The 17022-nt window shown below is 57.9% G+C and carries 18 protein-coding genes and 1 pseudogene; 10 read left to right on the forward strand and 9 right to left on the reverse strand.

Annotation, left to right across the window (positions count from 1 at the left end):
• The first annotated feature begins 257 nt into the window (after window positions 1-257).
• From ACMI1Q_RS09850 to ACMI1Q_RS09875, 6 genes are all read left to right on the forward strand, one after another.
• Entirely contained in the window at window positions 258-1094 is an 837-nt protein-coding gene (locus ACMI1Q_RS09850; protein WP_419503641.1) for a tyrosine-type recombinase/integrase, read from the forward strand.
• A 372-nt stretch (window positions 1095-1466) separates the two neighbouring features.
• Window positions 1467-2288, forward strand: a complete 822-nt coding sequence (locus ACMI1Q_RS09855) for a tyrosine-type recombinase/integrase (RefSeq protein WP_419503642.1) — start codon at window positions 1467-1469, stop codon at window positions 2286-2288.
• A gap of 170 nt (window positions 2289-2458) precedes the next feature.
• The gene (locus tag ACMI1Q_RS09860; RefSeq protein WP_419503643.1) at window positions 2459-3952 is read left to right on the forward strand and encodes a SpaA isopeptide-forming pilin-related protein; all 1494 of its coding nucleotides are present in this window, start codon (window positions 2459-2461) and stop codon (window positions 3950-3952) included.
• A 201-nt stretch (window positions 3953-4153) separates the two neighbouring features.
• Window positions 4154-5128: a class C sortase gene (locus ACMI1Q_RS09865; RefSeq protein ID WP_419503644.1), complete on the forward strand. Its 975-nt coding sequence runs from the start codon at window positions 4154-4156 to the stop codon at window positions 5126-5128.
• Window positions 5100-6026: a Cna B-type domain-containing protein gene (locus tag ACMI1Q_RS09870; RefSeq protein ID WP_419503645.1), complete on the forward strand. Its 927-nt coding sequence runs from the start codon at window positions 5100-5102 to the stop codon at window positions 6024-6026. Before ACMI1Q_RS09865 ends, ACMI1Q_RS09870 begins: the two co-directional genes overlap by 29 nt.
• Window positions 6027-6207: 181 nt before the next feature.
• Window positions 6208-6594 (forward strand): sortase, encoded by a 387-nt coding sequence (locus tag ACMI1Q_RS09875; RefSeq protein ID WP_419503646.1) that lies wholly within the window; start codon window positions 6208-6210, stop codon window positions 6592-6594.
• A gap of 143 nt (window positions 6595-6737) precedes the next feature.
• Here the strand turns inward: ACMI1Q_RS09875 and ACMI1Q_RS09880 are convergent, their stop codons facing one another.
• Together ACMI1Q_RS09880 and ACMI1Q_RS09885 are read right to left on the reverse strand one after the other, a co-directional pair.
• Window positions 6738-7199 carry an arsenate reductase ArsC gene (locus tag ACMI1Q_RS09880; RefSeq protein ID WP_419503658.1) on the reverse strand — a complete coding sequence of 154 codons (462 nt, stop codon included), beginning with the start codon at window positions 7197-7199 and terminating at the stop codon, window positions 6738-6740.
• Window positions 7191-7853, reverse strand: a pseudogene (locus tag ACMI1Q_RS09885) (DUF5714 domain-containing protein); the annotation flags it as partial. The pseudogene ACMI1Q_RS09885 and the gene ACMI1Q_RS09880, both read right to left, overlap by 9 nt.
• A 374-nt stretch (window positions 7854-8227) precedes the next feature.
• On the opposite strand from ACMI1Q_RS09885, the gene ACMI1Q_RS09890 reads away from it, so the two are divergent.
• From ACMI1Q_RS09890 to ACMI1Q_RS09900, 3 genes are all read left to right on the forward strand, one after another.
• Window positions 8228-9520, forward strand: coding sequence for an ATP-binding protein (locus tag ACMI1Q_RS09890; protein ID WP_419503647.1), 1293 nt, complete (start codon window positions 8228-8230; stop codon window positions 9518-9520).
• 248 nt (window positions 9521-9768) lie between these two features.
• Entirely contained in the window at window positions 9769-9891 is a 123-nt protein-coding gene (locus tag ACMI1Q_RS09895) for a hypothetical protein (protein ID WP_419503648.1), read from the forward strand.
• A 45-nt stretch (window positions 9892-9936) separates the two neighbouring features.
• The gene (locus ACMI1Q_RS09900; protein ID WP_419503649.1) at window positions 9937-10197 is read left to right on the forward strand and encodes a type II toxin-antitoxin system Phd/YefM family antitoxin; all 261 of its coding nucleotides are present in this window, start codon (window positions 9937-9939) and stop codon (window positions 10195-10197) included.
• A 235-nt stretch (window positions 10198-10432) separates the two neighbouring features.
• Here the strand turns inward: ACMI1Q_RS09900 and ACMI1Q_RS09905 are convergent, their stop codons facing one another.
• The gene (locus ACMI1Q_RS09905) at window positions 10433-11047 is read right to left on the reverse strand and encodes a helix-turn-helix domain-containing protein (RefSeq protein WP_419503650.1); all 615 of its coding nucleotides are present in this window, start codon (window positions 11045-11047) and stop codon (window positions 10433-10435) included.
• Between the two features lie 563 nt (window positions 11048-11610).
• On the opposite strand from ACMI1Q_RS09905, the gene ACMI1Q_RS09910 reads away from it, so the two are divergent.
• Entirely contained in the window at window positions 11611-12177 is a 567-nt protein-coding gene (locus ACMI1Q_RS09910; protein WP_419503651.1) for a hypothetical protein, read from the forward strand.
• A 53-nt stretch (window positions 12178-12230) separates the two neighbouring features.
• On the opposite strand, the gene ACMI1Q_RS09915 is transcribed toward ACMI1Q_RS09910, so the two are convergent.
• The 6 genes from ACMI1Q_RS09915 to ACMI1Q_RS09940 form a co-directional block, all read right to left on the reverse strand.
• Window positions 12231-13418: a tyrosine-type recombinase/integrase gene (locus tag ACMI1Q_RS09915; RefSeq protein ID WP_419503652.1), complete on the reverse strand. Its 1188-nt coding sequence runs from the start codon at window positions 13416-13418 to the stop codon at window positions 12231-12233.
• Between the two features lie 161 nt (window positions 13419-13579).
• Complete coding sequence (locus ACMI1Q_RS09920; RefSeq protein WP_419503653.1) at window positions 13580-14095, reverse strand: hypothetical protein; 516 nt, start codon at window positions 14093-14095, stop codon at window positions 13580-13582.
• 10 nt (window positions 14096-14105) lie between these two features.
• Window positions 14106-14954, reverse strand: coding sequence for a relaxase/mobilization nuclease domain-containing protein (locus ACMI1Q_RS09925; RefSeq protein ID WP_419503654.1), 849 nt, complete (start codon window positions 14952-14954; stop codon window positions 14106-14108).
• Window positions 14935-15231, reverse strand: coding sequence for a plasmid mobilization protein (locus tag ACMI1Q_RS09930; RefSeq protein ID WP_419503655.1), 297 nt, complete (start codon window positions 15229-15231; stop codon window positions 14935-14937). Before ACMI1Q_RS09930 ends, ACMI1Q_RS09925 begins: the two co-directional genes overlap by 20 nt.
• A complete protein-coding gene (locus ACMI1Q_RS09935) occupies window positions 15228-16388 on the reverse strand; it encodes an AAA family ATPase (protein ID WP_419503656.1) in 1161 nt (386 codons plus the stop codon). Before ACMI1Q_RS09935 ends, ACMI1Q_RS09930 begins: the two co-directional genes overlap by 4 nt.
• 183 nt (window positions 16389-16571) lie before the next feature.
• A complete protein-coding gene (locus tag ACMI1Q_RS09940) occupies window positions 16572-16814 on the reverse strand; it encodes a helix-turn-helix domain-containing protein (protein WP_419503657.1) in 243 nt (80 codons plus the stop codon).
• Between the last annotated feature and the right edge of the window lie 208 nt (window positions 16815-17022).

Genomic DNA, 17022 nt, shown 5'->3' on the forward strand with positions numbered 1-17022 from the left:
GATAAAGAAAGAGGCCAGACAACCTGTACCTGTGCCACCAAGTGTGGGGCAGCAGGGTAAAACGCTGCAATCTAACAGAAGTATAATTCCGCCTGCACCAAAGGCCCATGCCCCAAACAAGGGGCGCGGGCCTTTTTTCATTTCAAACTTGCGGAGCTGAGATTTTGACTTTGACCCCATTTCCTGCCAGTACAGGTCATAATAACCAGTACGGGTCATAATAAAAGGAACAAATTCAAAATCAAAGGAGGATCTGCATGAGCACATTTTCAAATCTTGCCGACTACCAGTCTTGGTTGACCCACCGGGAGTACAGCCCCGCCACCATCCAGAAATACACCCACGCTCTGGCCCGCTTTTTTGCTGACACCGGGGCGGGGGACACCCCCGACCGCGAGACCGTCGCCGCCTGGCGGGACAGCCTGGTGCGGCAGGGTTACACCCCCTCCACCGTCAACACCATGCTGGCTGCCGTCAACGACTATCAGGAATCCATCGGCAACCCCGCCGGCAAGGCCAAGCCCTTAAAGCGCCAGCGCAAAATTTTTGCCGACCCTGGCCGCGAACTCTCCCGTGCCGAGTATTTCCGCCTGCTGAACGCCGCACGCAGTACGGGCAACAAGCGCAGCCAGCTGCTGCTCGAGACCATCTGTTCCACCGGCATCCGCGTCTCGGAGCTGCAGTTCATCACGGCGGAGGCCGTCCGCCGGCACAAAGCCAGCATCCGCTGCAAGGGCAAATGCCGCGAGATCCTGCTGCCCGCCGAGCTCTGCCACCGGCTGACCCGCTGGTGCCAAAAACATCATATATATAACGGCCCAATTTTTCTCTCCCGGCAGGGAAAACCCCTCTGCCGGGTCACGGTCTGGAAACTGCTCAAAGCCCTGTGCAGCCGTGCCAACGTGGCGTGGAAGAAAGTGTTCCCCCACAACCTGCGCCACCTGTTTGCCCGGACGTTCTACGATCTCGAAAAAAATATCTCGAAGCTGGCGGACCTGCTTGGCCACTCCAGCATCGAGACGACAAGAATTTATATCATGGAATCGGGCGCGGAACACCAGCGCCTGCTCAATAAAATGCACCTTCTATTGTGAATTTGACGAAAGCGCAGTTCTGTTCCTTACATATCCTTATCCCTGGGCAAATCGGCTTTGAACGCCGCGTCGTTCGGACACTTTGCCCCTCAGATATGCACTTATCTTATCACTTGAACGTCCAAAAAACAAGTGAGAACGTGTATCTTTGTTGATTTTGCTAAAAACAGGCGCAGCAAACCTGCCGGGCAACGGCCGCTCTTGTTTGCCCGGCTGTTCCTTTGCGCCTTTTTTTGCTGCGAAAAGCTAAAATTGGACGCAGATACGTTGCCGCCTGCCGACGGCTTATTAACCTGGGTTAATTATGGGAACAGAACTGCGCTTCTGTTACCTGCACCGATACCGCTGCGGGAAAGGGGGCCTGCTGTGCGCATGAACGATGAAATCTTGCAAGGCTATTCCATCTCGGATTACCTTGCGGCGACGGAGAACAAAGGCTGGAACCCGGACACCCGGCGCTACTACACCAACTGCCTGCATGACCTGCTGGCGTTCACGGTGCAGCACGGAGTCCCCACGCCAAAGACAATGGCCGAATGGGAGCAGTCGCTGGAACAGGTGTACACGCGCAGCGCGGTCAACGTCCACCTGGCGGCCGCCAACAACTATTTCAAGTGGTGTGGCCGGTACGACCTGCTGCGGGGCCACACCAGGGTCACGGAGGAGCAGGAACGGTCGCCGACTTTGACCCGCACCGAGTACTTAAAGCTGCTCCGCACGGCGCGCAGCCTGGGCAAGCACCGGATCTATCTGCTGATCAAGCTGTTTGCCACCACGGGCGTGCCGATCCAGTGCCTGAACCAGGTCACGGCCGAGCTGGTCAAGCAGGGCAGCGGTACGCTGAAGTATCGTGACGGAGCCTTCGGGTTCCGCTGTCCGCCCGCCCTGCAGCAGGAGCTGCTGGCCTACATGGCAGAAAACGGCATCTACCGCGGCCCGGTGTTCATCACGCGAACGGGCCAGACGTGGAACCGGTCCAACATCTTCCGTCAGCTGCATGAGGTCTGCCAGGCCGCCGGCGTGCCGGAGGAAAAAGGCAACCCGCACAGCCTGCGCAACCTGTACAAGGCAACACAGCAGCAGGTGGAAGACCAGCTTGCAGCCCTGCGCCAGCAGATGTACGACCAGATGCTGGAAATGGAGCAGGAGGCCATCGGCTGGCCGCAGAGCGCCACGGTGGAGCGCGGTGCATAGCGCAAAGCGGCAAATTGCAAAACATTCTCTTGGCTGAAGCAATGCTTCGGCAGCTCTTTTTAGAGCAAGACATAGAGATAATACGCTGCCAGAGGCAGAGGGGGGGATGCAGGCTATTTATTTTGTCCGAACCAACAATCTTGGAAGAAACTAAAGGAGGAATCCTGTAAATGATGAAAACATGGTTGAAACGCATTGCGTCCGCAGTCTGTGCGGCGGCAATGTGTGCCGCAATGCTGCCGGTTACAGCGTTTGCTGCTGAGATGCCTACGATCACCGAGTTTGCTGTTGAACGTGTGACCAGTAAGCCCAACGATGCAATTTTCGGGGCTTTTGATCTTGACGGTGTCACCTATTCGACTGATCCCATTAATCTCGACGATGGGGAGAAGGTCACTTTGCTGTACAAGGTGACCGTTGAGGGGGAACCGAATGACGACGCTGTTACCCCCTGGTTTTCCGTTGACATTGGCGATGCAACGTTGGTTGGTAAAACCGCTGCTGAACCGATGCAAACGGGAACCACTGTGATAGGTGATGTCCCTAGAGGTATGGCATCGACCTACTTCTATGTTTCCAAGACGTTCAGCGCCACTGATGTTCAAGATGACCAGCTGACCTTTGCCGCTACGATTGAAGCTTACGATGGATCTACTGTTGTGGATGAGTCGGTCAACACGGCTTGCAGCGTCGGCGCCCCTGCCAAAGCCCCGGGCACCACGGATCCCGACGAAAAGCCCGAGGAGCCCGGCGAGAAAATCAGCAAGCCTGGTCTGAACAAGTGGATCATTGCCGGTGATGAAAAACTCGAAAGCGATACGGCTGCCGCAGGGACTGATGTCACTTTTGAGCTGGAATCCAATGTACCTGATAACCTGCGCAATTATATTGTCGTAGACGAGCCGACAACCAAGGCGGCTAGCAGCTACAAGCTGGTCTTTGCTGATACGCTGGATGCGGCCTTTGATGACCCGAAGAACTTCGTGATCAAGATTGGGGATACCAGGCTGACTGATGGTCAGTATAACTTGGATCTGAGCAACACCCATGAGTTTAGCATCACCCTTGATTTGGTCAAACTGTATGAAGCAGGCATCATCAAGAGCAATGACATTGCAAACGCTACGGCCATTACGGTCACGTATACAGCGACTCTGAAAGCGGACACTACCGCTGGTATTTACACGAACAAAGCCCAGGTTGGCTATCCTGAGGGGAGCAGCTCGATGGATACCGTCACGGTCAAGACATATGCTATCCGTGTGTTCAAGTATGACCAGGTGACCAATGAAGGCCTGAAAGGCGCCGTGTTCGGACTGTATCAGAAGGACAGCGATGGAAATCTCATAAACAACCATGGCACGCTGACCACCGATGCCGAGGGCTACATTCGTGTCGATGGCCTGGATGCGGGTACCTATTATCTGAAAGAGGCTGCTGCTCCCGACGGATATGTGTGCAGTGAGACGGAACTGGAGATCGAGGTCAATGACGAGGCGGCAGGCGTCGATTACATTGTGGATGCCAGCTTTGCCAACGCTGCGATTCCCGAGACCGGCGGCACCGGCACCATGATGTACTCCATCGGTGGCGCGGCTATCGTTGTGATTGCCGGCATCCTGCTGGTTGTCTCCCGCAAATCCCGTAAAAAGCAGGATCGTTAACATTTGTTAACGTGAGCTGCTAGTTCAACTCCATATCTTGCCCCGGAACATCAGGAAACTACTACTTATCGCAGGGACGCCTTCCTGATGTTTCGGCGGCAGGGGCTTCGCCACAGGCGTGCACTGCGCCTGCGGCGTTGTCCGTGCCGCCGAGCCCCGCCATCCGGCGGGCGTTCCGGCACCATCTTGTACACAAAGCCTATGCCAAACGATACCACACAACCCCAAAAGCCCGCAAAAAAATCCCGGCGGCCCAGCCTGGTCACCATCGCCCTGGTGCTGCTCATGCTGGCGGGGCTGGGCGTGCTGCTCTACCCAACCATCAGCGACCAGTTTGCCCGCTGGCAGGCCGTGCAGGAGATCGCCCAGTACAACCAGGTGGCCGAGGCCGAACAGGCCGACTACTCCGACCTGTGGGCCGCCGCCGAGGCCTACAACCGCCGCCTGGCTGAGACCGGCACCTTTACCGGCTCCGTCCTGAACGAGGATGCGGCGGATCTGCAGGATGTCTCGCAGTACCTCAACCCCCTCGGCACCGGCATGATGGGCTATATCGACATCCCTAAAATCAATGTCCACCTGCCCATCTACCAGGGCACCGGGGAAAAGGCCCTGCAGTCCGGCGCGGGTTTCTGGATCGGCACCAGCCTGCCCACCGGCGGCCCCAGCACCCATTGCGTCATCACGGCGCACAACGGCCTGGTCAAAGCCAAAATGTTCACTGATCTCGACCAGCTGGAGGAGGGCGACACCTTCACCCTCTCGGTGCTGGACCGTGTGATGACCTACGAGGTGGATCAGATCCTGGTCACCCTGCCGGACGAGATGGAACCCTTGCAAATCGTTCCCGGCGAGGACCTGGTCACGCTGTACACCTGCACGCCCTACGGTGTCAACACCCACCGCCTGCTGGTGCGCGGCCACCGCATCGAAACCCCCGCCACCGCCGAGAGTGCGGCGGGTGAGGGGACGGCTTCCGGCCTTTCTCTGACCGAGCGTGTCATCCTGCTGGCCCTGCTGCTTGTCGCGCTGATTTTGCTGATTTACGGCATTGTGGGCATCATCCGGCGGGCACGCCAGCTGAAACAACGACAACACAAGGCGGGAAACCAGAACAACCCGACCCGGGAGGAATCGACCAAACACCATGAGGAACACAAACAAGAGAAATCTTAGCGCCCTGCTTGCGCTGGTTCTGGCGTTGCTGCTGGCCCTGCCGGCCATGGCCGCGGGCAGTGCCGGCCTGACCATCTACCATGAGCGGGAAAACGTCCGGTTTGACCTGTACCATGTGGCGGTGGCATCGGACGCGGGCTGGCAGCCCACCGATGATTTTGCTGCCTACCCGGTCACCCTGCCCGACGAGGACAGCCCTGCCGCCGACTGGCGCGCCGCCGCCGAGACTCTGGCCGCCTATGTTGCCCAGGATACCCCAATCCCCGCCGCCAGTGGGCGGGTGGCCTCCGGCAGCGTGCAGTTTGGCGCGCTGGAGGAGGGGCTGTACCTTGCCATCGGCGAGACCGTGCGGCAAAACGACACGCTGTACATCCCGGTGCCGGTGCTGATCCATGTGCAGGGCGACACGGCGGTGACAATCAAGGCGGAAGAGACAGCTGTCACACCGGAGCCGGTGGAATACACCGTGGCCAAGGTCTGGCAGGGCGGCGAGAACGCGCGCCCCCTGAGCGTGACTGTACAGCTCCTCTGTGATGGCCAGCCTGACCGCACCGTGACCCTGAACGCACTGAACGGCTGGCGCTATACCTGGACCTCCGAGCCGGGCCACCTGTGGCAGGTGGCCGAGCAGAACGTCCCCGATGGATTTGCCGTGGCGGTGGAGCAGGACGGCCTGGCCTTTACCGTGACCAACACCTGGCAGCAGCCAGGCCAGCCGGAACAGCCCGGCCAGCCCGGCAGCACGCCTGTGCCCGGCACACCGTCCACCGGCGGCACCCTGCCGCAGACGGGGCAGCTTTGGTGGCCGGTGCCGCTGCTGGTAATTTTGGGTGTGATCTGTGTGGGCGTCGGCCGGTTCCGCGCCCGCCGCAAACGCAAGCACGACCATGAAGGATAAAACACGCTACACCAGTATATGGACATCCATCGGGCTGCTGCTGATCGCAGCAGCCCTGTTTCTGTGCGCCTATAATTTGTGGGATAGTAACCGGGCAGCGGCCAGCGTGCAGGGGGTGCTTGCCGCTATACCGAACACCGCCGCTGCCCCGGAGGAACCGTTTAAGGAAGAAACGGCCGAGATGCCAACCATAATGATTGATGGCAACGAGTATATCGGCACGCTGGATTTTCCCACTCTGGGCCTGACCCTGCCGGTCATGGCCAGCTGGGACTACGACAAACTGAAAACCGCCCCCTGCCGGTACGCTGGTACCACAGCGGGCAACCTGGTCATTGCCGGCCACAACTATCGCAGCCACTTTGGCCGCCTGGACAATTTGCAGCCCGGCGATACGGTGACGTTCACCGATGTGGAGGGCACCGTGTTCGCCTACACAGTGGCCGAGACCGAAGTCTTGCAGCCCACCGCCATCAAGGAGATGACCGGCGGCGACTGGGATTTGACGTTGTTTACCTGTACTCTCAGCGGGCAGACACGTCTGACGGTACGGTGCTTAAAACAATAAAAGCTGGCAGACGGTGCGGAATGCACTGCCTGTCAGCCACACAACCACTCTATGCCATTTGAAAATGCTTCAACGCCTGTATAATCGCTGCTCACTTTTCCGACGGATACTGCGGCACTTTTGCATCTTCATTCTTTGACAGGTTATAGTTCTGTCCTACGTCCCGGCCGCACTTTCTTTGAGTCGATTTCTCCCTCGGAAAGCAAAAAACATTTCCACATGCTCGATCGTTTCAAAAACACCGCATCGCTCTGCCCGGTGGGGTCATCAAGGCCCCAGTCCTCGCGGTGACGGCAAGGCAGGGCCGGGCACTGGACATTGCAGCCCATCGTCACGACGATGTCCACGGCGGGCAGGTCGGCCAGCAGTTTGCTGTGTTGGGTGGCTTCCATGTCGATGCCGTAGACTTGCTTCATCAGGCGGACGGCGTCGTGGTTGATCTGCGGCTTTACCTCGGTCCCGGCGGAGTAACTCTCGAAGACATCGGCGGCCAAGGCTTTGCCCAGAGCCTCGGCGATCTGGCTGCGGCAGGAATTGTGGACGCAGATGAAGGCTACCTTGGGTTTGCGCCGGTTGACGGGCGCAAACGGGCAGCGCTGGCCGATGCACTGGTTGTTTTGGGCGCAGAAGTCGCAGGTGGGCACACTGCGCTGCATCGCCACGCCCAGCTGCTCCCGCGTGAAGTCGATGGCGGCCAGAATTGCCAGCCAGGAATCCCGCTTGCAGCACCGCGGCCCGCCCACCTGGCCGATGGCTTCCAGCGCCCGGGCGGTCATGCGGTTGCTCAGGCCCCAGGGCTCGGCGGCCAGCGGCGTCGAGCGTGTCACGATGGCCATGTACTGCCCGGCGCTGACGCCAGCACCGCAGGCGCCCCAGAATCCGCAGGCACCGCCCGGCACGGCACGGCCGCGGCTGGCGATCTCCCGCAGGGCCGGTTCCAGGTCCAGCTCACCTCCCGCGTTCTTGTAGGCAGTCAGCAGCGCCGCGCCCACCATCACATGGTGTTCCGGGCCGTGCATGTGGCAGAACGGCATCGCCATCATCTGCCGGATGAGGGCAATCGGGTCGGTGGAGTCGGACGCCAGACAAAGCCCGAAGATGCCGTCCAGCCCATGGGTGTGGCAGCTGTTGCAGACATAGTGGCCGTGGACGCAGCGGGTTTTGCTGGGCTCCTTTTTGTGACAGATGGCGCACTCCATCACCGTATCCTGTTCGAGATATTCCAGCGGCGCGCCGCAGATCAGACATTCTTCGCTCATGGGGGACCTCCTGGGACGGGTGTATTCTATAGGCTATATGCCTATTATATCATTGGGGCTTGCGAGATGTATAGACCGCTGAGCGCGGAGAGGAGGCTAAACGGACTCCATTCCCATCATTCCGTTTGAACTGAAAACCATTGGAACGAATTTCATATTTCTGTTTCAAAACATCGCAAAATTGCAAAAAAGGAAAAGTCTGTAACATTGTATTGAGAAAAGGCTTTTGGCCCCATTCATTTTCCATTTCGCATAGATTTGGAAAAACGTGATTTTTGTCATTTAAAAAGCTGGAAAAATGTGCAAATTTATGCTTTCAAAGCCCGGAAAAATGTGTTACACTGGTTATAGTCTAAGATAAGGCGGTGGGGCACATGAAACGCAATGCAATTTCGGAACTTATAAAATGGAAAAATGATCCCGAGCGCAAGCCGCTGATCATTCGCGGCGCTCGCCAGGTCGGCAAGACTTGGCTCATGAAGGAGTTCGGGCAGACATGCTATGAAAACTTTGCCTATTTCAACTTTGATGAGGAAGATGAACTGAAATCCATTTTTGAGACGAACAAAAATCCCCAGCGGATCATTGAATTGCTTTCCCTGATCGCCGGGGAAAAGATACTGCCCGGGGAGACCCTCATCATTTTTGATGAGATTCAGGAATGCCCGGAGGCGCTCAACACCCTCAAATACTTCAAAGAAAAGGCAAACGACTACCACGTGATCGCCGCGGGAAGCCTGCTGGGCACGCTGCTCGCGCAGCCCAAGTCCTACCCGGTGGGCATGGTCAACCTGCTCAATCTGTATCCGCTTTATTTTGACGAGTTTCTGGAGGCGACCGACCCGGCGCTTTTTGTTTACTACGAGAGTATTCAGAAAGGGCAGGTGATCGAGGAGATCTTCCACAACCGCCTGCTGGAAGGCTACAACAACTATTTGATCATCGGCGGCATGCCGGAATGTGTGGTTTCGTGGGTCAACCACAAAGACCCGGCAGCGGTTTCCCGGATCCAGCGCGAGCTCGTGGAAATTTATGAGAACGACTTTTCCAAGCACAACGGCAAGGTAAACAGCGGGCGCATCCTGATGGTCTTCCGCAGCATTGTCTCTCAACTTGCCAAGTCCAACGAGAAGTTCATCTACGGCGCTGTCCGGCAGGGCGGCCGGGCGCGGGATTTTGAGGAAGCGATCGAATGGCTGGTATCAGCCGGTATACTCAACCGCATCTGCAATGTTTCCAAGATGGAGCATCCGCTTTCCGCATTTGACAAGCTCGATCAGTTTAAGCTCTTCCTGTTTGACACGGGATTGCTCAAACACATGGCGGGCATTGACAACGGCGCCATTTTGCTGAAATCCAACTATCAGTTCAAAGGCCCACTGACCGAAAATTATGTACTTCAGCAGCTTCGCGGGCAGTTTGAGGTAGAACCTCGCTATTACTCGGACAAATCCGGGGAGATCGATTTTGTGCTGCAGCGCGGTATAGAAATCATCCCCGTTGAGGCAAAAGGTGGCGAGGACAAATCAGCACCATCCTTTAAGCGGTATATTGCGCAGCATCACCCGGAACACGCCATCCGCTTTTCAAAGCGCGGGTATCGGAAGGACGGCGAGATCACGAGCATCCCGCTTTATTTGGCCCGAAAGACAAAAGAACTGCTCTGATGTTGCCAACGATACCTTTCTATTTTGTACGGGAAAACAGGCTGTTTCACGCGGTACCAAAGTGCTTGCTCGGCAGCGAAACCATTGACCAAACAAACATTATCACGACTTGGTCATTGCCTAAGCTGTGATGCGTACACTTAGAGAATCATTGATAAGTCATGAAACAGGCGGTCTCATTCTATTGAAATGTCATTAGAATCGATGTGCAGTTCTATTGAAAAGTCATTTGGATGGGGGTGTACGCCATGCTGTACCGAAAAATTCCCCGCCTGATTGCCGACCATCTGCGCACTCAGGACCCGCGCATCCTGTTGGTGGACGGGGCGCGCCAGGTGGGCAAGGCCTATATCATCCGACAGCGAAAGTGACAGCGTGACACAATCGTGCTACACTGCGCCCAAGAGGTGATTTATATGCCTGAAATTCGCTCCATGCGCGATCTGCGCGATACGAGTGCCATCTCCCGACTGTGCCATACAACGGCGGGACCGGTCTTGATCACCAAAAATGGATGGCGGGATTTGGTCGCTATGAGCATTGAAGAGTTTGAGCGCCGCTGTACGCGAGAGGAGGTATATCCCAAACTCCTCGAAGCTGAGGGGAATATGGCTCGTGGCGATCTGCTGGAGGCTGGCGACGTGTTTCGCGCGATGAGGGCGAAGTATGCGTATTGAGCAACCGTATGCCCTGTGCTTTACCAGCCACACGGTTCAGAGTTTGGACACGATGTTCACCTGTAAGCAAACTGTGAAACTAAAAAGAGCGCAAAATAACATATTATTGAATCCTTACATAAAATATGTTATTAGAAAGTTTTTTCGCTCCCCCTTCCTTCGCAACCCAAAGCGGCCTGCCCCACACGCCACCTCCGGCATTGGGACAGGCCGCTCTGTTATTCATTTGCGTCCCTTACAATTCCTGCATCTCCCGCACCATCTGGTTGTGCTTCCGGCTTTTGCGGCAGATGTTGTTGTAATCAACCGAACACAGGAAGTCCAGCAGCCAGACCTTGGGCACCCGGAAGGTAGGCGTTTTCATGATCGGTTTGAGCCGCCCCTCGGTACACCAGCGGCTGACCGTGTGGCGGTTGTAACCAGTGATGTCGCAGATCTGCTGCAAGGTCAGCACATCGGGCGCCTTGGCCAGCTGTTTGGCCAGGCGGCTGCGCAGCTTTTTGCGGCGGGGGCCGGTCAGCTCCAGGCGGCGGACCAGGGCGTTTTCCGGCGGCTTGTGGTTGGGGTAGTTTTTGTACCAGCCGCTGGGCGGTGTATAGCGTGCCGGGTCGGCGGCGCGGCGGCGCAGATAGTCGGCCACGTCCGCCTTGGCGATCCGGTAGCAGCGGGTGCGCTTGCCGGTGTTGTGGCAGGGCACCAGGCCGCTCTGCAGCAGGTAGATGGACGTCCGGGTACCAATGTGGCAGACCTTGCGGAAATCGGTGCGGGACATGGGGTCGGGATAGGCGGCCAAGGCGGCCGCGATCTCCTTTTCCAGCTCAGTTGTGCGCTTTTGGGTCGTGTTTGCCATGATCGTGTTCTCCTTTTTGGCATGGGTATTGTGAAACTTCCATCGCCGGAGAACAGCTGTGAATTATACAAAACGGAATATTTTCGTAAATTAGTACGCAAAATCGGGTTCAAATCTCGCATCTTCCGGGGTCGGTCTGCAGGCATATCCGCGCCAGGCCAGTCTCCATGCGGCTTGGCAGGCTCCCTCTTATCTTGCATCCCATCTTGCATTTTTCCAAAAATGCGTGCAAAACCGAGGCAAAACGGGCGCTTTAAAACGATTCGTACCATCGAGGATACTTTTGCATTTCGCCCGAAATACGGCTGACCGCCGCGAAAAATCGGGGACGAACCGGCCTGTTCTGACCGCCGCGGGCACCAATCTGCCAATGGCTCGCGGGACTCGAAATGCTGTGTCCCGAAAGGGACCTAGGGTTCGAATCCCTAACTCTCCGCCAGTTAAGTAGAAGTCGAAATTTGAATTGCTTAATATAGCAGTTTAAGTTTCGACTTCTATTTTTATGATATAATCGAAATTAAAGGAGAATATAGGGAAAAAAGGGAACCGAATATAAGGGGAAGATGAAAACTATGATTTGGGAGACATACCCATGGAAGCAAGATTTAAATAGGAAAAAGAGGCAACTTCTAAAATATAATACGCAGGAGTATTTGCTTCAAAACGAAGATAAGGCTTATACAATCATCGAAAAGGCGATTTTTTACTCGGCTTTTATCATTAGAAAACTTGTTGACTGCAAAGGTAAAACAAGTGACGAAGTGGATAACTACTCACTAAAGGTATTTACCATTAAACCGCGTAAAGAGATTACACAAACTTGTATTTGGCCGAAAGAAGGGAGCCATGATTGGGATAATGAAAGAAAAGGAACAATTAAAGGGGTGAAACTCTGCAATTCACTGATTCATTCGTTCATATTTTCGGTTGTTTATGATGAGAATGGTGTTATCGACCGTTTTGTAGTATCTTCCGATTATGATAAGAATAAAGTGCTATACAGAGTTCCATTATCAGAATGGATAAAATACATTGATTTTGTGGTTAGCGATGACATTGTGAGATTGGTAAGCCACTATGATATTAAGACTAAGGATTTTGAGTACACCCGAAAAGAACGGGGACAATAGAATGCCTTTTGAAATGGCGTCAAGTCAATATAGTGGCTTGCCGCCATTTTTTCTTACCACCGGCTTTCCGGCAGTTCCTCGGGCAGCGCCAGGGCTTTTTCCATCGTGGCGGCGCTGAGCTGTTTCGACTGTGAATCCAGATGGGCGTAGATGTTCGCCGTGGTGGAGATGTCGCTGTGCCCCAGCCATTCCTGAATCTGCTTCATGGGTACCCCCTGTTTCAGCAGCAGGCTGGCGCAGGAGTGCCGCAGATCGTGGAAGCGTATCTTCCGCAGGCCGTGTTCCTTCAGCAGCTGGGCGAAGTTGTCGGTCACGGTGTTGGGCAGAATGAGATTGCCCATCTCGTCCACGAACAGGTAACCCTTGAATTTCTGATTGTAGCAGTTGCCGCAGAGTTTCTCGTTGTACTTCTGCTGTTCCTTCAGCGCCCGCAGCCGCTGGGCAAAGCCCTCTACCAGTGGAAGGGTTCGCAGGCTGGATTTGGTCTTGGCCCGGTCCGCCTGGATAAGCAGGTGTTTGCCCTCCACGCTGGCGGTGGTCACCGTGTGGCGGATGGTGAAGGTACCCGCCGCGAAGTCGATGGCGTCCCACCGCAGGCCCAGCACCTCGCCCCGCCGCAGCCCGTAGAAGGCCGCGAACTGAATGATGAGTTCCATCCGGTGCCCCCGCGCTGCCTCGAACAGCTGCTCCATCTCCTCGGCGGTGTAGTAAGCGGCCAAGTACCGTTCCGGCTTGGGCCGCTCCACCTTGTCCACCGGATTGCCGGGGATGAGGTCCAGCTTAACAGCCTGCTTCAGCGCCTTGTGAAGATTGGCGTGCAGCCGCAGCACACTGGTGGATTTCAGCGTTTTCCGCTCGTGCAGGTAAAAGCTCTGGATGTGCCGCGCCTGCAAGCCGCCCAGCGTGATGCCGGTGGGCTCGAAATAGGGCACGATGTGGTCCTTCACGTTGAAGCAGTAGGATGACCAGGTGGTGGGCTGTACCGAGGAGCGGATGATCTCAAGCCAGTAAAGCATATAATCGCTGAATAGCATATCCGGGCTCAAATCGTCCGACCGGTTCGGCACCGGCGGCGTGAAGGCACGGCGGGCCTGCCGCAGCAGTTCGTCCGCCTTTTTCTTGTTGCCCTTCACCGGCAGCCCGGTGCCCTGCCATTTCTGCACCCGCTTGCCGTCCGGCCCGTTGTAACTGAGTACGATGTAAAAGTAGCCGTTCTTTTCGGCCAACCGGCCTGCTACCATGGACATTCCTCCTTTTAGTTGGTGTTCTCCGGGTCCGACACAAGAATACTCGGAAGCTGCCTCGAAAGCTATTCACAAAAGTGTACAAGGATGGGTGCCCGGATTGGGTACACATCCACCAGATTACCCGCGCCGGTTTGCCCGGCGCGGGCGTTTTGGTTTTAGCGGATTCGGTCTTTGTCCCTGTGCTTGCGGCGGGGATTGTCCCGTTCTTGCTGGCGGCGGTATTCCTCCCGGCAGGCGGCGGTCTTTTCCACCTTCTCGATGATGCGTTTGGCGGCCGCGTCCTCTTTCCGCAGGGCTGCGATTTGTCGGGTCAGCTCCGCCCGCCGTTGAGCCGCCCCAGGCGGCGGCTCTATCCACCGCAGCTGCCGGGCGCAGTCCGCCCGTTCTTTGCAAAGGGCGGTGATTTGCCCCGTTAGGGCCTCCCGGTGGGACTTTACCTCCGCCACCGTGGAAAAACCCCGCTGGCTGGTAAGATGCAGTTCCTCCAGCGTCTTGCCGATGTCCCGCCACAGGGCGTTGATCTCCGGCCAGTTCACCCGGGGCACGGGCCGCTTCGGGTAGATGCCCAGCTGGTAGCAGTAGTAGAGGTACAGCCGGAACAGGCTGCTCTTTTGGCCGGACAGAGAACCTTTGCAGCGGCAGCGGCGCGGGGCTGCCCTGGGCCGCGGCACGGGCCGCAGGCTATACTTGGGGTTGAAGTTCAGACCATAGAAGTGGAGGCCGTACCGGGCAAAGTTTTTGGCCAGCGCCTGCTCCAGGGCGGGCCAGTCGTATTCCGCTCCCCAGCCGGTACACCCGCACCGCCCGGCCGCCGTCCAGCGAACGGAGGGTGGCGTATTTGCGCCCGTCCTCCCGCCGCCAGCGATACCCCTGCTGCCGCAGCACCCGGGCGAAGTCCCGCTCGGTGCTGGTCTGGGCCAGAGCCTTGCGGATGGCCCGGCGCATTGCCTCGTACCGGGTCTGCCCCTCGCCTTCGTAGAGCGGCCGGGGCTTTTTGCCGCCGGGCTGCTGAATCACGGAGAGGGCGTGTTCCCGGCACAGCTGGTCGGACACCCGGCGCATCTCCCGGTATTGGTCCCGCCGCTGCTCATACTTCTTGCCGTCCACATAGGACACCGCATTGATGACGAAGTGGTTGTGCAAGCATCCCGTGTTCAGATGGGTGGCCACCAGCACCTGAAACCGCCCGCCCCACACCCGGCGGGCCAGCTCTACCCCGATGGCGTGGCACTGCTCTGGGGTCACCTCCCCGGGCTTGAAACTCTGGTAGGCGTGCATCGCCACCACGCCCTCGGTCTTGCCGAACTGCTCCTGCACCGCCCGCATCTCCGCCCAGGCAGTGGCAGGGCGGCAGTGGACGCCGCTCACCAGCTGGGCCGTTTCCTGTAAAGTGGTCTTGGAATCGTTCTCCGCGTAATGCAGCGCCTGGGCAAGGCCGCTGTACTCGGTCTTGTCCGGGTTGGCGGCGTAGTCCACCACCCGGCGCAGGCTGTCCCGCACCGGCCAGATCTTAGTGGTCGCCAGAGGCATCCTCCTTCCGCAGAAGGCTGTCCAGCAGCCCTTCCCTGCAGCGGCGGTACTGTTCCGCCAGAGGCGGGTCCAACCGGGCCAGCTGATCGGTCAGGTTGTCCATCCAGGTCAGGTAGCTGAAAAACGCCTGGGGCGGATGGAACCGGGGCGCATACCCCAGCGCCCGCTGGCGCAGATATTCCGACAGGGTCAGCCCGCAACGCCTGGCCGCTGTTTGAATTCGTTGTTTCTCGGCGGGGCTCACCCGCACATTGAGGCCCACGCTTCTTGTTCTCACAGGGCCACCTCCGGGAGGGTGGGGCTTGGGGCTGGCCCCATATTGGCGAAGGGTTGCCCGGCGGCAACACAAAGCCCATGCTTGTTACCCCGAAGCGCCTGCCGTGACGACGATGACGGTGCTGACGGTGTTTCCGGGATACCCCCGCCGTCAGGGGATGTGCCGGTTTTATCGTCATCCGCGTCATCACCGTCATACCAGAGCCGAAGCTGCCGGGCATTGGCGGTACGGTGGCTCTCGCAGCGGATGCCCAGGGGCGCCAGATCGGTGGGGTAAAATTCCACCAGCTTGCGGGTCAGCTGGTTGGGCTGCACGTCGGCGATGCCAGCAGCGGCCAGCAGTTCGGTGGCGGTGCCCTGCCAGAATTTCTGCCGTTTCACAAAGTCGGCCACCGCCCACACGCAGGCGGGTACGGCCTTGCGGGCCAGTTCCTCGGAGGTCTCCTCCTGCTCCAACTCCCAGCGGCAGTCCTCCCAGCGCAGGTCCAGGGCGCGGCTCTCCATGTCCCGGCCGGTCACGTGCAGCTGGGCGTTCTGGCTCATCCGCCGGCGGCGCAGCACCCAGCTGGTGTCCGCCCCGCCCATCAGGGCCACCGAGCCGGAAATGTCATCGAAAGGGTCGCCGGTCTGGTCCTTGCGCTGGTGGTGCACCAGCAGGATGCCGATGTTGTGCCGGTCGGCCAGGGATTTCAAGGCGCTCATGTCCCGGTAGTCGCAGGCGTAGACGTTGCCGTTGGTATCGCCGGTGCGCACCTTTTGCAGGGTGTCGATGACCACCAGCCCGGTGTCCGGGCGGACGGCCAGGAACTGCTCGATCTGTTCCTCGAGGCCGTGGCCCAGTCCCTCGCAGGCGGTCTGGAAATAGAGGTTGTCCGGCATTTCCTCCTCGCTCAGGCGGAACAGCCGGCTCTGGATGCGGGCGTATGTATCCTCGAGACAGAGATACAACACCGCCTGGGCGCGGAGCGGCCGCCCCCAGAACTCGCCGCCTTTGGCCAGCTGCAGGCACAGCCAAAGGCAGAGCCAGCTTTTGCCGACCTTGCTGCCGCCTGACAGCATGGACAGCCCGCCGGACAACAGATCGGGAACGAGCCACCGCACCGGCGGCAGCGGGGTGATGGAAAGGGTTCGCGCGTCAATGGGTTGGAATTTCGTCAAAAGCATTTCTCCTTTTCAGTTGGTTTGTTGGATGGGGCGGGACGCGGCCACAGCGGCCCCAAACAGGCCCGCAAAACGGCCTTGGCCCCGGCGCGGGGGAAAACGCCCGCACCGCCTGTCAGGCCCCGTACAGGGCGAACACCGGGTGGACAGCGGCGAGGGGCGCTTTGCGGCGCAGGAGGGTCAGGACCCCGCGGCCCGGACGGCGGGCTGCACGCCGTTCTCCACCACATAGCGGATCACGTTGATCTTGGGGATCTTGTAGGCGTTGCCCAGCTTCAGCCCCCGGATGCTGCCGTCTGCCAGCAGGTCGTAGGCCGCGTGGCGGCTGATGCCCAGCATGACCTGCAGCTGGCGCACCGTTACGATATCGGGATAGTCGGCGAACAACAGTTTGTAAAGGGTCTGAATGTCAATATTCTTCATCGATCACCTGCTCTCAAAAGTTTTTGCGGCGCGAAAACGCGCCTGGGCGGATAAACGGACAGCGGACGCCGGCCGGAAGCGGCGATACCCCTCCTTGTATTATAGAGTAGTAGTTATTAGAGCCCCTCTCCAAGGGCTGTGCTACACTGTAAGGGATGCTGTGGATTGGTTGCAACCTCCTACCACGAGATGGTTCCAGAAAGGTTCC

This window comes from Candidatus Allofournierella excrementavium, from assembly GCF_048526665.1.
GTDB classification, from domain to species: Bacteria; Bacillota; Clostridia; order Oscillospirales; family Ruminococcaceae; genus Allofournierella_A; species Allofournierella_A excrementavium.